The 14,447-nt window shown below is 71.6% G+C and carries 14 protein-coding genes; 12 read left to right on the top strand and 2 right to left on the bottom strand.

Annotated elements, in window-relative coordinates:
• Positions 1–744: 744 nt before the first annotated feature.
• The 4 genes from HD593_RS11855 to obgE all read left to right on the top strand — a co-directional run bounded on the left by HD593_RS11855 (position 745) and on the right by obgE (position 5,537).
• Complete coding sequence (locus tag HD593_RS11855; RefSeq protein WP_379478866.1) at positions 745–3,240, top strand: Rne/Rng family ribonuclease; 2,496 nt, start codon at positions 745–747, stop codon at positions 3,238–3,240.
• Positions 3,241–3,457: 217 nt separating this feature from the next.
• Complete coding sequence (gene rplU / locus HD593_RS11860) at positions 3,458–3,760, top strand: 50S ribosomal protein L21 (protein WP_080046162.1); 303 nt, start codon at positions 3,458–3,460, stop codon at positions 3,758–3,760.
• 15 nt (positions 3,761–3,775) lie between these two features.
• On the top strand, positions 3,776–4,033 hold the full coding sequence (gene rpmA, locus HD593_RS11865) for a 50S ribosomal protein L27 (RefSeq protein ID WP_012893687.1): 258 nt from the start codon (positions 3,776–3,778) through the stop codon (positions 4,031–4,033).
• 151 nt (positions 4,034–4,184) lie between these two features.
• Positions 4,185–5,537, top strand: a complete 1,353-nt coding sequence (gene obgE, locus HD593_RS11870; RefSeq protein WP_185102217.1) for a GTPase ObgE — start codon at positions 4,185–4,187, stop codon at positions 5,535–5,537.
• 68 nt (positions 5,538–5,605) lie between these two features.
• Here obgE and HD593_RS11875 read toward each other — a convergent pair whose 3' ends face one another.
• Positions 5,606–6,370 (bottom strand): SDR family oxidoreductase, encoded by a 765-nt coding sequence (locus HD593_RS11875; RefSeq protein WP_185102218.1) that lies wholly within the window; start codon positions 6,368–6,370, stop codon positions 5,606–5,608.
• 97 nt (positions 6,371–6,467) lie between these two features.
• Between HD593_RS11875 and proB the strand changes: the two genes are divergently transcribed.
• The 4 genes from proB (at position 6,468) to HD593_RS11895 (ending at position 11,005) form a co-directional block, all read left to right on the top strand.
• The gene (gene proB / locus HD593_RS11880; protein ID WP_379478864.1) at positions 6,468–7,586 is read left to right on the top strand and encodes a glutamate 5-kinase; all 1,119 of its coding nucleotides are present in this window, start codon (positions 6,468–6,470) and stop codon (positions 7,584–7,586) included.
• 24 nt (positions 7,587–7,610) lie between these two features.
• Positions 7,611–8,885: a glutamate-5-semialdehyde dehydrogenase gene (locus HD593_RS11885; RefSeq protein ID WP_185102219.1), complete on the top strand. Its 1,275-nt coding sequence runs from the start codon at positions 7,611–7,613 to the stop codon at positions 8,883–8,885.
• Positions 8,886–8,934: 49 nt separating this feature from the next.
• Complete coding sequence (locus tag HD593_RS11890; protein ID WP_185102220.1) at positions 8,935–9,111, top strand: hypothetical protein; 177 nt, start codon at positions 8,935–8,937, stop codon at positions 9,109–9,111.
• 82 nt (positions 9,112–9,193) lie between these two features.
• Positions 9,194–11,005 carry a serine/threonine-protein kinase gene (locus HD593_RS11895; protein WP_185102221.1) on the top strand — a complete coding sequence of 604 codons (1,812 nt, stop codon included), beginning with the start codon at positions 9,194–9,196 and terminating at the stop codon, positions 11,003–11,005.
• A gap of 107 nt (positions 11,006–11,112) precedes the next feature.
• Here HD593_RS11895 and HD593_RS11900 read toward each other — a convergent pair whose 3' ends face one another.
• Complete coding sequence (locus HD593_RS11900; RefSeq protein WP_379478863.1) at positions 11,113–12,144, bottom strand: M48 family metallopeptidase; 1,032 nt, start codon at positions 12,142–12,144, stop codon at positions 11,113–11,115.
• An 87-nt stretch (positions 12,145–12,231) separates the two neighbouring features.
• Between HD593_RS11900 and nadD the strand changes: the two genes are divergently transcribed.
• From nadD to HD593_RS11920, 4 genes are all read left to right on the top strand, one after another.
• Positions 12,232–12,849: a nicotinate-nucleotide adenylyltransferase gene (gene nadD, locus HD593_RS11905; RefSeq protein ID WP_185102223.1), complete on the top strand. Its 618-nt coding sequence runs from the start codon at positions 12,232–12,234 to the stop codon at positions 12,847–12,849.
• Between the two features lie 94 nt (positions 12,850–12,943).
• Entirely contained in the window at positions 12,944–13,339 is a 396-nt protein-coding gene (gene rsfS, locus HD593_RS11910) for a ribosome silencing factor (RefSeq protein ID WP_185102224.1), read from the top strand.
• A 34-nt stretch (positions 13,340–13,373) separates the two neighbouring features.
• Positions 13,374–14,003: a histidine phosphatase family protein gene (locus HD593_RS11915; protein WP_185102225.1), complete on the top strand. Its 630-nt coding sequence runs from the start codon at positions 13,374–13,376 to the stop codon at positions 14,001–14,003.
• A gap of 119 nt (positions 14,004–14,122) precedes the next feature.
• Positions 14,123–14,419 (top strand): LysR family transcriptional regulator, encoded by a 297-nt coding sequence (locus HD593_RS11920; protein ID WP_185102226.1) that lies wholly within the window; start codon positions 14,123–14,125, stop codon positions 14,417–14,419.
• Positions 14,420–14,447 lie beyond the last annotated feature (28 nt).

Below are 14,447 nucleotides of genomic sequence, written 5' to 3' on the forward strand. Positions count from 1 at the left end.
GGTCCTCCGCCGGAGCTGCCCGAGGAGCCGGCCTCCGCCCCGGTCACAGTCGCCGCCGCGCAGGCCGCGCCGTCCGTGGCCGATGTGCAGGCGGTGCAGCGCACCGCCGCGCAGCGGGCCGCCGGGGAGCCGGCGCCTGAGCTGCTCGCGGAGAGGGCTGCGGCCGGTACGGCCGAGGCCGGAGAGGTGAGCCCTGTGGAGGGCGCCGTGGCTGAGGCTGTCGCCGAGGCCGTGGACGAGAAGCCGAAGAGGGCCACGAGGACACGGTCGACCGCGACGACCACGCGGCGACGTACGACGAAGAAGGCCGCTGAGGCCGAGGCGGAAGCCGCGGTGGCGGCTCCGGAAGCCGAGGCTGCCGGGGAGGCCGCCGCGGAGGCGCCCGTGAAGCGGCGCAGGACGCGTAAGAAGGCCGAGGCCGAAGAGGCCGCGGCGCCGGCGGCCGGTGCCGAGGCGTGGTCCGTGGAGGACTCCGCCGCGCGGGCCGGGGGTGTCGAGGCCGGTGCCGCCGAGGGGGCCGAAGTGGTCGCGCCCTCCGGTGGTGGTGAGGTCGTGGCGCCGTTCGGTGACGAGGCGGCGGTCGCGGGTGCCGGTGGACAGGCGCCTGAGGGCGTTGCCGGGCCTGCGGCCGGCGAGGCTGCCGCTGCAGGGACGGCGAGACGCCGTACGCGTAAGGCGACGACGGCGAAGGCCGGTAAGGCCGGGGCTGTCGCGGCGGGCGCCGGCGAGGCCGAAGGCGCTGCGGTGACCGGGGGCGAGCCTGGCGGTACTGCGGTGACCGCGGGCGAGGCCGGCGGTGCTGCGGCGGGTGCCGGTGAGGGCCTGGCCGATGCCGGCGTGACCGGTGGCGAGGCTACGGGCGTCGAGGCGGCGGCCGGTAAGGGCCGCGCCGCGGGCGCCCGAAGGGGCCGTGCCGCGGCTGGCGCAGGCACAGCGCGCGCTGGTGCCGACGAGGGCGCTGCGGCTGCTGGTGCAGGCACTGCGGGTGCTGGTGCCGGCGAGGGTGCCGCGGCTGCTGGTGCCAGTGAGGCGGATGAGGACATTCTGGAGATCCTGCCCGAGGACGAGCCGCTCGACGACGAGCCCGCGGGTGAGGACCTCGACGAGGACAACGTGCGGCCGAGCCTGCTCGCCGACCCCTTCGGGCTGACGGCGCGCAGGGACGTCGAGCCGGGCGGCGCCGCGTTCCAGCGGCCCGCGGCCATCTTCGCGCCGCTGTTCCAGGCGCCCGACCCCAGCCAGGCCAAGCCGGTCGTGCAGCGCAAGGCCGAGCCGCAGCCCGCTCCCGAGCCCGAGGAGGCCGAGGAGCCGGTCGACGAGAGCGTGACCGAGGACGAGACCGACCTCGACACCTCCGACGAGCAGGAGGAGGAGGGCGGCGGCCGCCGCAGGCGCCGGCGCAGGGGCGGCAGGGGCCGCGGCAAGACGCGCGAGCGCGACGAGGCCGAGGACGGCGAGGAGTCCGAGGAGGAGGGCGACGAGGAGCAGGCGGAGGAGGCCCAGGAAGAGGAGTCCTCCACGTCGCGGCGTCGCCGCCGTCGCCGCCGCCGGGGTGCCGACGAGGGCGCCGAGCCGGCCAGCGACGACCCGCCGAACACCGTGGTGCGCATCCGCGCGCCGCGCTCCGGCCGTACGGGGGCGCTCGAGACCGCCACCGACGGCGTGCAGAGCGTGCGCGGCTCCACCCGGCTGGAGGCCAAGAAGCAGCGCCGCCGCGAGGGGCGCGAGCTCGGCCGCCGGCGCCCGCCGATCATCACCGAGTCGGAGTTCCTGGCCCGCCGCGAGTCCGTGGACCGGATGATGGTGGTGCGCCGCCAGGGCGACCGTACGCAGATCGCGGTGCTGGAGGACGGCGTGCTCGTCGAGCACTACGTCAACCGCGAGGCCAGCCAGTCGTACGTCGGCAACGTCTACCTCGGCAAGGTGCAGAACGTGCTGCCCTCGATGGAGGCGGCGTTCGTGGACATCGGCAAGGGCAGGAATGCTGTCCTGTACGCCGGTGAGGTGAACTTCGACACCGCCGGGCTGGAGGGCCAGCCGAAGCGGATCGAGTCGGCGCTGAAGTCGGGCCAGTCGGTGCTCGTGCAGGTCACGAAGGACCCGATCGGGCACAAGGGCGCCCGCCTGACGTCGCAGATCAGCCTTCCCGGGCGTTACCTCGTGTACGTCCCCGACGGGTCGATGACCGGCATCAGCCGCAAGCTGCCCGACAAGGAGCGCACGCGGCTCAAGAGCATCCTGAAGAAGGTCATGCCGGAGAACGCCGGTGTGATCGTGCGTACCGCGGCCGAGGGCGCCTCCGAGGAGGAGCTGGCCCGCGACGTGGCCAGGCTGTCGGCGCAGTGGGAGAGCATCCAGAAGAAGGCCAAGTCGGCCAGCCCGCCGGAGCTGCTGTCCGCCGAGCCCGACCTGACCATCAGGGTCGTGCGTGACGTCTTCAACGAGGACTTCACGAACCTGGTCGTCCAGGGCGACGAGGCGTGGGACACGGTGGACGACTACGTCAAGTACGTCGCTCCGCACCTGGCCGAGCGCCTGTCGAAGTGGGACGACGGCGAGCACGGCGACGTGTTCGAGTCGTACCGGATCGACGAGCAGCTCTCCAAGGCGATGGAGCGCAAGGTGTGGCTGCCGAGCGGCGGCTCGCTGGTGATCGACCGTACCGAGGCGATGACCGTCGTGGACGTCAACACCGGCAAGTTCACCGGCCAGGGCGGCAACCTGGAGGAGACCGTCACCAGGAACAACCTGGAGGCGGCGGAGGAGATCGTCCGGCAGCTCAGGCTGCGCGACATCGGCGGCATCATCGTGATCGACTTCATCGACATGGTGCTGGAGTCGAACCGCGACCTGGTGCTGCGGCGGCTGCTGGAGTGCCTGGCGCGCGACAGGACGAAGCACCAGGTGGCCGAGGTCACCTCGCTGGGGCTGGTCCAGATGACGCGTAAGCGGGTCGGTCAGGGCCTGCTGGAGGCGTTCTCGACGCCGTGCGAGTGCTGCAACGGGCGCGGCCTGCTGGTCTCCACGGAGCCGGTGGAGAGCAAGCCGGAGCCGCGCGGCACGCAGGGCAAGATGGCGGTCGAGAAGGCGGTTCAGGACAAGGTTTCCGCGGCCAAGGACTCCTCCAGCCGTGATACCGTGACCGGTGCGCTTGATGACGTCCCGGCCGAGGACGACCAGGCCAGCCAGACTTCCGGCAGAGGGCGGCGACGCTCCCGCCGAGCCAAGTCGGCCGAGTAGCCACTCGGCGGACTTCCGACGATCCGTCCGGTTCGCCTAGGGGGCCGTTAATCCGGTACCCTGGTGAACCGGTGCGTCAGGTGACGTGCCCTGTTGGCGCGCTTACTCGGTTCGTCGGTTTGAGACAGGCCGAATGACAGGCGCAGCATTCGGCGGCCGCCTCTTCGTGAGGCGGCCGATGTTCGAGACAACAGTGAGTCAGTAGAAGGGTTCCGCGGTGTACGCGATCGTTCGTTGCGGCGGCAGGCAGCAGAAGGTCTCCGTCGGTGACGTCCTCGAGGTGGACAAGGTCGCCGGCGAGGTCGGCTCTTCGGTTTCGCTGCCGACGGTGCTCGTCGTCAACGACGGCGATGTGACCACGGAGGCGGGCAAGTTCACGGTCAACGCCGAGATCCTCGGTGAGACCAAGGGCCCGAAGATCCGCATCCTCAAGTACAAGAACAAGACCGGTTACAAGAAGCGCCAGGGTCACCGCCAGCGGTACACCCAGGTGAAGATCACCGGTATCGAGCAGGCCTGAACGGGAGTTTGAGAGATGGCACACAAGAAGGGCGCGTCGTCCACCCGGAACGGTCGTGACTCCAACGCCCAGCGTCTGGGCGTCAAGCGCTTCGGTGGCCAGCTGGTCAACGCGGGCGAGATCATCGTCCGTCAGCGTGGCACCCACTTCCACCCCGGCGACAACGTCGGCCGTGGTGGCGATGACACGCTGTTCGCGCTGGCCGCAGGTCACGTGCAGTTCGGTGTCAAGCGCGGCCGCCGGGCCGTGAGCATCGTTCCCGTCGCGGAGTAGGGTTTCCTGCTTCTCCGACCTTCGGGTTTGTTGCTTCAGGGGTGGATCGACTCGATCGGGTGTCGATCCACCCCTTGGCGTTTCCAGGGCTTTCACGGCCCTGGGGCTGGAAATGAGATGCCCCCTGGCGGGGTGATGGAGGAATACGGGGATGCCGGACTTCGTGGACCAGGTGGTCCTTCACATCAGGGCCGGTGACGGGGGGAACGGGTGCGCCTCCATCCACCGGGAGAAGTTCAAGCCGCTCGGCGGCCCCGACGGGGGCAACGGGGGGCGGGGCGGCGACGTGATCCTCGAGGTCGACCCCAACACCGCCACCCTGCTCGACTACCACCGCCGCCCGCACCGCGCGGCGGAGAACGGCAAGCAGGGCCAGGGCTCCAACCGTGACGGCGCCAACGGCGAGGACGTGATCCTGCCGGTGCCGAACGGGACCGTGGTGAAGGACGCCGCCACCGGTGAGGTGCTGGTCGACCTCGTGGGCGCCGGTACGCGGTACGTGATCGCCGAGGGCGGTCACGGTGGGCTCGGCAACGCCGCGCTGGCCAGCACCAAGCGCAAGGCGCCGGGCTTCGCGCTGCTCGGCGAGCCGGGCGACGGCCTCGACGTGCTCCTGGAGCTGAAGAGCGTCGCCGACGTGGCGCTGGTCGGCTTCCCGAGCGCCGGCAAGAGCTCGCTGATCGCGGCGCTGAGCGCGGCCAAGCCGAAGATCGCGGACTACCCGTTCACCACCCTGATCCCGAACCTGGGCGTGGTGACCGCGGGGGAGAACGTGTTCACCGTCGCCGACGTGCCCGGGCTGATCCCCGGGGCTTCGCAGGGCAAGGGGCTCGGCCACGAGTTCCTGCGGCACGTCGAGCGGTGCGACATGCTCGTGCACGTCATCGACTGCGCCACCATGGAGCCGGGGCGCGACCCGATCACGGACTACGAGGTGATCGAGGCCGAGCTGCGGGCGTACGGGAAGCTCGAGGACCGGCCGCGGATGATCGTGCTGAACAAGGCCGACGTGCCCGACGCGCGGGAGCTGGCCGAGATGGTCAGGCCCGAGTTCGAGGCCAAGGGGCTGCAGGTGTTCACGATCTCCGCCGCCACGCACGACGGGCTGCGGGAGCTGACGTACGCGATGGGCGAGTGGGTCGCGGCGGCCAGGGCCAACAAGCCGGTCGAGGAGCCGACGCGGCTGGTGATCCGGCCCAAGCAGCTCGGGGAGGCCGGGTTCAGGGTGCGGCGGGTCAACGACAACCTGTTCCAGATCACCGGTGAGAAGCCGGAGCGGTGGATCAGGCAGACCGACTTCAGCAACGACGAGGCCGTGGGGTATCTGGCCGACCGGCTGGAGCGGCTGGGGGTCGAGGTGGAGCTGGCCAAGGCGGGTGCCAAGGCCGGGGCCGAGGTGGTCATCGGGCCCATGGAGGGCGGTTACGTCTTCGACTGGCAGCCGACGCTGAACGCCGAGTCGGCGCGGCAGGGGCCGCGCGGCAGCGACATGCGCCTCGGGTAGCACCCGGTCCGTCTACGAAGGGGTGACGGCGCGCGTGGTTTCTTTCGCGCGCGCCTCGCGGGGTGGGGTCAGGTGCGGAGGGTTGCTTCCGCGCCGCCGTCCGCGTACAGGATCTGGCCGGTCATGAACGAGTTGGCGGCGCCGACCGTCCAGGCGAGCAGGGACGCGATCGCGTCGACCGGGCCGGGGAAGCCCAGGGGCTGGGGCATGGCGGCGGCCACGAGGGCGCGGGCCGCGGGGTCGTCCAGGAACGTCGTACGAGCCGTCAGCGTGTCCACCACGCCCGGCGCCACCGCGTTGAGCGGGATGCCGGATCCGGCCCAGGACAGGGCGGCGCGGCGCAGCCACCGGTTGAGGGCGAGCTTGCTCGACGGGTAGACGGCGCGCCCCCGCCCGGACTCGGCGAGCGCGCGGGCGGCCGCGGCGGCGGCGTTCTCGTCCATGGTCAGGCAGGACTCCACGAGGCTCTCGTCGGCCGCCACGATGGCGCTCAGCGAGGAGACGGCGACCGCCCTGGGCTGCGGGGACGCGGCAAGGAGCGGCCGCAGGCCCTCCAGGGTGGCGATCGTGCCGAAGAAGTTGAGCCGTACGGTCAGCTCGGACGGCAGCGCGAGCCCGGCGACGGCGACGACCCCGTCGATCCTGCCGCCGGAGGCCGCCGTGACCCCCGACACGAGGCTGTCGCGGCCCTGCGGGGTGGTCAGGTCGGCCAGCACGTCCGCGTCGCGCACGTCGCAGCGGATCACCTTCGCTCCCGACGAGGCGAGGTGGGCGGCGGTGGCCGCGCCGATGCCGGAGGCGGCGCCGGTGACGGCATAGGTACGAGTTTCCACGAGCGAAAAATTACATTCGTTGTAGTAATGCAGTCAATGCAGCCAATGGATCAATTCGGTAGCGAGGGCCCTACGGCGAGCCGATAGGCTGCCTTACGTGCGGGAACAGATCAGCGCAGCGTCGAAGGTGGTCGTCAAGGTCGGCTCCTCCTCGCTCACCACCCCCCAGGGCATGATCGACGTGGACCGGGTGGACGCCCTGGTGGACGTGCTGGCGGCCAGGCGCCGCACCGGCACGCAGATCGTCCTGGTGTCCTCCGGAGCGATCGCGGCGGGCCTGGGCCCGCTCGGGCTGAGCGCGCGACCGCGCGACCTGGCCACCCAGCAGGCCGCCGCGTCCGTCGGGCAGGGCGTGCTGGTGGCCCGCTACACCTCCTCCTTCGCCCGCTACGCGCTGCGTGTGGGCCAGGTGCTGCTGACCGCCGACGACATGATGCGGCGCGCGCACCACGCCAACGCCCAGCGCACCCTGGCCAGGCTGCTGGAGCTGGGCATCGTGCCCATCGTCAACGAGAACGACACGGTGGCCACCGACGAGATCCGCTTCGGCGACAACGACCGCCTCGCGGCGCTGGTCGCCCATCTGATCCACGCCGACGCGCTGGTGCTGCTGTCGGACGTGGACGCGCTCTACGACGGCCCGCCCAGCCGCAGCGGCTCGCGCAGGCTGGCCGAGATCCGCGGGCCTGAAGACCTGGTCGGGGTCGAGCTGGGCAAGAACGGCGCGGCCGTCGGCACCGGCGGCATGATCACCAAGGTACAGGCGGCCAGGATCGCCACCGGGGCGGGCGTGCCCGTGGTGCTCACAGCGGCCGCTCACGCGGCCCAGGCGCTCGCCGGAGCCGACGTCGGTACCTACTTCCACCCCGGGGGCCGCCATCCCGGCACGCGCCTGCTGTGGCTCGCGCACGCCACCACCGGGCGCGGCCGCCTCCACCTCGACCAGGGCGCCGTCGAGGCCATCGTGGGGCGCCGCAAGTCGCTGCTGCCGGCCGGGGTGACGGCGGTGGAGGGCGAGTTCGCGGCGGGCGATCCGGTGGACCTGTGCGGCCCTCAGGGGCTCGTGGTGGCCCGCGGCCTGGTCAACTTCGACGCGACCGAGATCCCCGGGCTGCTCGGCCGCTCCACCAGGGAGCTGGCGAGCACGCTCGGTCCGGAATATGAACGCGAGCTGATTCACCGCGACGACATGGTCATACTGGAAGCCCACAACTAGACCAGCCCCGGCAAGGAGCGCGTGATGTCCGAAGAGTTCCTGAAGGTCGCCCGTGCGGCACGAGAGGCCGCCGCCGAGCTGGCCCCGCTGCCGCGGGCGCCCAAGGACCGGGCGCTGCGCACGATCGCCGACGCCCTGGTCGCGCACGCCGCCGAGATCGTCGCGGCCAACGGCGAGGACGTCGAGCGGGCCAGGGCCCAGGGCACCTCCGAGGCCATGATCGACCGGCTGCGGCTCGACGAGGCCAGGATCGGCGCCATCGCCGAGGCCGTGCGCCAGGTGGCCGACCTGCCCGACCCGGTCGGCGAGGTCGTCCGCGGCTCCACGCTGCCCAACGGGCTGGAGCTGCGCCAGCTCAGGGTGCCGCTGGGCGTGATCGGCATCATCTACGAGGGCCGCCCGAACGTCACCGTCGACGCCGCCGCGCTCTGCCTCAAGAGCGGCAACGCGGTGCTGCTGCGCGGCTCGTCCAGCGCCTACTCCTCCAACACCGCGCTGGTGCGGATCATGCAGGACGCGCTGGCGGCCACCGAGGTGCCCGCCGGCGCCGTCCAGCTCGTGCCGGGCCAGACCCGCGACTCGGTCAAGGAGCTCATGCGGGCCCGCGGGCTGGTCGACGTGCTGATCCCGCGCGGCGGCGCATCCCTGATCAACTCGGTGGTGGAGGAGTCCACGGTGCCGGTGATCGAGACCGGCGTGGGCAACTGCCACGTGTACGTGGACGCCGAGGCCGACGTCGACCTGGCCGTGCAGATCCTGGTCAACGCCAAGGCCCAGCGGCCGTCGGTGTGCAACGCCGCCGAGACGTTCCTGGTGCACGCCGACGTGGCCGACGCGTTCGTGCCCAAGGCGCTGGCCGCGCTGGGCAAGGCGGGCGTGACCGTGCACGGCGACGAGCGGATCGCCGGCTACGGCGCCGGCGTCGTGCCCGTCACCGACGACGACTTCTACGCCGAGTACCTCTCGCTCGACATCGCCGCCGCCGTCGTCGGGTCGCTGGAGGAGGCGGTGGCGCACATCCGGCGCTACGGCTCCGGCCACACCGACGCCATCGTCACCCGGTCGCAGCCGGCCGCCCGCAGGTTCGTGGCGCTCGTCGACTCGGCGGCCGTGGCGGTCAACGCCTCGACGCGGTTCACCGACGGCGGGGAGTTCGGGTTCGGGGCGGAGATCGGCATCTCCACGCAGAAGCTGCACGCGCGCGGCCCGATGGGGCTGCCCGAGCTCACCTCCACCAAGTGGGTCTATACGGGTGAGGGGCATTTGCGCACGTCAGAGGGCACGGTGGTGTGCGGTTGACCGGCGTGTCGGCCTGACCGGCGCGGGGTGCCGCGGCTTGACTGGGGGCATGGAAATAGTCGTCGCCCTGGTCTTCTCGGCCGCGGTGCTCTTCGGCGCCGACCGGCTGCTGCTCTGGCTGGAGAGCCGCGGCCACGTCAACTGGCGCAGGAAGGGCCGCAGGCAGCTCTCGGACGAGCCCACGGCCCGGCTCGACAGCATGCTCTCCGATCACACACGCCGATAATCCTTCGGCGTGCCTCACACGGTAACTCGCGTACCGGCGCTAGGGTTGTGTCCCTTATGGGCGCGCCGGGCGGGGAGGGACGGTGAGCAAGCTCGGCAAGGTCGGGCCGTACACCCTGGTCGAGCGGCTCGGCCGGGGCGGAATGGGTGAGGTCTACCTCGCCACCACCCGCCGTGGCGAGCAGGTCGCTCTCAAGGTCCTGCGCGATCTGACCGAGGACGAGACCGCGCGCATCCGGCTGGAGCGCGAGGTCCGCGCGCTGCGCAGGGTCGAGAGCCCGTACGTCGCCAAGGTGCTCGACGCCGACCTGAACTGTGCCCGGCCGTACCTCGTCATGGAGCACATCGAGGGCGCCACGCTGCTCGACCGGGTACGCCAGAGCGGCGCTCTCGAGGTGTCCCAGCTCGTCGACATGGCCCAGGGCATCGCCGCCGCGCTCGCGATCATCCACGCGGCCGGGGTCGTGCACCGCGACGTCAAGCCCGGCAACATCATCATGGCCGGCCGCGGGCCGGTGCTGATCGACTTCGGCATCGCCCAGGTGCTCGACGCGACCCGGCTGACCATGACCGGCACGTTCCTCGGCACGCCTGGTTACACGGCGCCCGAGATCTTCGCCGACGAGCAGGTCGACTCACCCGCCGACGTGCACGCCTGGGCCGCCACGGTGGCGTTCGCGGCGACGGGCCGGCCCACGTTCGGGCGGGGCACGGCCGAGGCGCAGATGTACGCGGTGCTGAACGGCCAGGCCGACCTCAAGGGCGTGCCCGTGGAGCTGCTGCCGCTGGTGCGCGCCGCGCTCAACAGGGAGCCGGGCAAGCGGCCCACGGCGGCACTGCTGGCCGATCGCCTGTCCAGGCTCGCCAGGGCGACCAACGCGGCCACCAACGCGGCCACCGGCACGGCCACCGGCACGGCTGAGAGCGAGCAGGCGGCGGCCGGTGGGCGCGCCGGTGACGTGGCCGAGGAGGCTCCCAAGGGCACGGCGGCGCGCGGCCGTACGACTGAGGAGTCCGGTGCGCGGGGCGAGGCCAAGGCACGCAGCAGGCCCAACGCGGTGCCCGCCGAGGGCAAGGTGCCGCCGCCGCGCGGGCGTACGGGAAACAGGCCCGTGCCCGAGGGGAGCGGGCGGAGCGGGAGCAGGTCCGCCTCCGACGGGAGCGGGCGGGCCGGAGGCAGGGCCGTCCCCGACGGGAAGGGCGCGGCGGCGGTGGCGCGCAGCCGGGCCGAGGGGAAGGTGCCCGCGCCGCGGGCCCGTACGAGCGTCGACGGGAAGACCACCGGCCCGCGGCCCAAGCTGACCGCCTCACGCCAGCGCACGGCGGCGGCCGTCAGGAGCAGGACGACGGCAAGGTCGAAGGCCGAGTCGGCCACCACCCTGCCCGCGGGCAACGGCGCGCTGCTGATGCTCGCGGTGCTGGCCGTGCCGTGCGTGGTGGCCTCGGTGATCTGGCCGATCGCCTCGATCGCGATCACGACCGCCTTCGTGGTGCTGACCAGGACACTCTGGATGAGCCACTGGATGGTCAGGAAGCGCAGCTCCCGGCGAACGCGGGTGACGCTGCGCGTGCTGCTCTTCCCGATGGCGCTGGCCGGGGCGGCGGTCACCGCCGTCGTGTGGCCTGGGGTGCCGGTGGCGGTCGCGTCGGGCGGGGCGCTGTGGGCCACCGGCGGCGGTCAGATCGACTCCGACTGGTGGCAGCAGGCCGCGCCCGTGACGGTGGCCGGGGTGGTGTTCGGGATGTTGTGCGGCGGTATCACCGGGCGCGAGATCGAGCGGATCGGGCACCGGCTGCCCGACCTGCGCAGGGAGGGGCTGCGCGCACTGGCCGTGCTGGGCGGGTTCGTCGCCCTGTGCGCGGCTGCCGTACGCGCGATCGCCCTCCTGCTGTGAGCGCTCCTGCTCTGAGCCCTCCTGCTGCGAGGAAGCGGGGCTGTACGGCCCGCCGCCGTCTCACGGCGGGCCGGCGCGGCCGATCACGTCGATCCGTCGCGTGAGGTTCAGCCCTGGCCGCCGTCGCGGCGGGAGAAGCGGTTGAAGATGCGCTCGCCCGCGTTGACCGCGCCCTCGGCCACGTCGCGCAGGACGCCGATGAACGGGTCCTGCGACTGCTGCCAGGACGCGCGGTAGGACTCCGCCGCGGCCTTGATCTCGTCGGTCACTCTGGCGTTGGGGTCGTCCTCCCGGCGGGGGTAGTCGCCGCCGAGGATGCGCTCGTACTCGCCGCTGCGCTGCCACCTGTCCAGCTCCGCCACGCGCACCACCGCGAACGGGTGGGTGGTGCCGAGGAGGTTGAGGACCTTGAGGAAGCCGTCGCGAAGGTCGCCCGCGGTGTCGTATTCCTGGTACTGCTCCAGGAACGCCTCGATGTTCATCTCGTGGGTGTAGTCGCCGCCGGCGAGCTTCATCAGCGCGCGCTTGGCCGCCTCGGGGTTCTGCCCGACGAGCAGGCCGCCGCGGTCGGAGGACAGCTCGGACTTGCGGTACCACTCCTCCAGGCCCGCGACGATCGCCCGCAGGCCGATGTAGCCGAGCGGGATCCAGGCGACGCGGGTGGCGAGGCGGGTGAGGATGTCGAGCATCGTCCGGTAGACCGCGTGCCCCGACAGGATGTGCGAGGTCTCGTGGCCGATGACGAAGCGCTGCTCCTCCTCGTTCATGAGGTTGAGCAGGCCGGTGGTCACGACGATGAACGGGTCGTCGAAGCCGATGGCCTTGGCCTGGACCTGCGGGTCCTGCTGGACGTAGATCTCGGGGATCCGGTGCAGGTCGAGGGTGTAGGCGGCGTCGCGGCCCATGTCGTAGAGGGAGCGGAACTGGGTCTCGCTCACGCGTACGGCCGACGCCAGGTACATCAGGCGCAGCCGCCGCTCACTGATGAGACCGGACATCTGCTTGAGAACCGTGTCGAACCCACTGAGCTTACGCAGAGCGACCAGGGCGGACCGGTCTGCGGGGTGTTCGTAGGCTCGGGACGAGATGCCGGGCAGTTGGACGCGGTTGCGGTCCGGGGTGGTCGTCATGCCCGGCATGCTACGTCCGCAACGGAAGTGATGCGCGGTCATCACGAAGGGGGGTCCATTCATGTTGGGGGAATGCGTCCGCGTAAGGTCCGTTTCATGATGAATGCGCCTGGTGTGCAGGGGATGAGGCGAGTGGGCGTGATGGGTGGGACGTTCGACCCCATCCACCACGGCCACCTGGTCGCGGCCAGCGAGGTGGCCCATCACTTCCAGCTCGACGAGGTCGTCTTCGTGCCGACGGGGCGGCCGTACCAGAAGTCGGAGCGGGAGGTCTCGGCGCCCGAGGACCGTTACCTGATGACGGTGATCGCGACGGCGTCCAATCCCCGCTTCTCCGTCAGCAGGGTCGACGTGGACCGCCCGGGGCCCACGTTCACGATCGACACCTTGCGCGATATCTCCGAGATTTACGGGCCTGAGGCACAGCTGTTCTTCATCACCGGCGCCGACGCGCTCGGCGCCATCCTCGACTGGCAGCAGGCCGACGAGCTGTTCGAGCTGGCGCATTTCGTCGGCTGCACGCGCCCCGGGCACACGCTGCACGACCCCGGCCTGCCCGAAGGCCGCGTGACGTTGCTGGAAATTCCCGCCCTGGCCATTTCCTCGTCCGAGTGCCGTCAGCGCGTGGCAAAGGGCGAGCCGATTTGGTATCTGGTGCCCGATGGAATCGTCCAGTACATCAACAAGCGCGGGCTGTACCACGCGGCAGGTTGACGGGACCCGCGGATACACAGGTGAGGGGTTTCGGGCTGGAAGGGTACCCTCAACATAAGGGCATGCTGCCGACACAGGAGGACAGACCCGCATCGTGACCGCATCTGACAGATCCGTCCAGCTCGTGCGCATCGCCGCGGAGGCCGCGGCCGACAAGCTGGCCGATGACATCCTCGCCTACGACGTGAGCGAACAGCTCGTCATCACCGACGCGTTCCTGCTCTGCTCCGCCACCAACGACCGCCAGGTACGCGCCATCGTCGACGAGATCGAGGAGCGGCTGCGCACCGAGGCCGGCGCCAAGCCCGTACGCCGTGAAGGCGAGCGCGAGGGCCGCTGGGTGCTGCTCGACTACATCGACATCGTCGTCCACGTCCAGCACGAGGAAGACCGCACGTTCTACGCGCTCGAACGCCTCTGGAAGGACTGCCCGGCCATCTCGCTGCCGGAGAGCGTCATGCAGGCCAACCTCCAGCGGGCCCGCGCGTGACCCCCTCCTTCCCGCGTTTCCGCGAGGCCGCCGCATGAGCCGGCGGATCGTGTGTCTGCGTCACGGGCAGACTCTGTGGAACGTCGAGCAGCGTTTTCAGGGCCACTCCGACATCCCTCTCGACGAGACCGGCGTCGCGCAGGCCGCCAGGGCGGCCTCGCTGCTGGCTTCGCTGCGGCCCACCATGATCGTCTCTTCCGACCTCATGCGGGCCAACGACACCGCCCTGGCCCTCGGGCGGCTGATCGGGCTCGACGTGGCGGTCGACAAGGACTTCCGCGAGCGCGGTGGCGGGCAGTGGGAAGGGCTCACCCGTGAGGAGATCGCCGCGCGCTGGCCCGACGAGTACGCCGCCTGGGAGGCGCCCGACGGCGAGCCCGTCACCGACGTGGCCGCCAGGGTGGCGACCGCGATGCGCCGGTGGGCGGCCCGCGTCGACGACGACGGGCTGGTGGTCGTGGTCTCGCACGGCGCGGCGCTGCGGCTGGGCATCTGCGAGCTGCTCGGGCTGCCCGAGCAGCTGTGGCCCGCGCTGGGCGGGCTGGGCAACTGCTCCTGGTCCGTGTTGCAGGAGGGGCGCAAGGGTTGGCGGCTGCTGGAGCACAACGCCGGCACCCTGCCCGAGCCGGTGCACAGCGACGACAAGCCCGAGGCCGAGGCCTGAGGTTCGTACGGCTCGGGGGCCGTACGGACATACATGGGGCGGCCCCGGACGAATAACCCGGCGACAGAGACCGCGGCGGCCTGGGAGGGCGGGCCGCTGACGTCGGGGAAGGTTCGTCGATGGAGATTCGGTCACTTCGCTATGCGGTCACGCTCGCCGAGGAGCTGCACTTCGGGCGGGCCGCGCAGCGGCATTTCATCGCGGCCCAGCCGTTCGGGCGGCACATCCAGCGCCTGGAGCGGGAGGTCGGGCGGCGGCTGTTCGAGCGTACGAGCCGGAGGGTCGTGCTCACGCCGGCCGGGGAGCGGCTGGTCGCGGAGGCCCGCAGGGTGCTGGCGGCGGTGGACGGGCTGGCGGAGGCCGTCCGCTCCGGCTGTGACATCTCGGCGGCGGGGGATCGCAACCTTTCCCGCTGATGATGCCCCGCCCGGTGCCGTGCTGGAG

The organism is Nonomuraea rubra, from assembly GCF_014207985.1.
Classification (GTDB): domain Bacteria; phylum Actinomycetota; class Actinomycetes; order Streptosporangiales; family Streptosporangiaceae; genus Nonomuraea; species Nonomuraea rubra.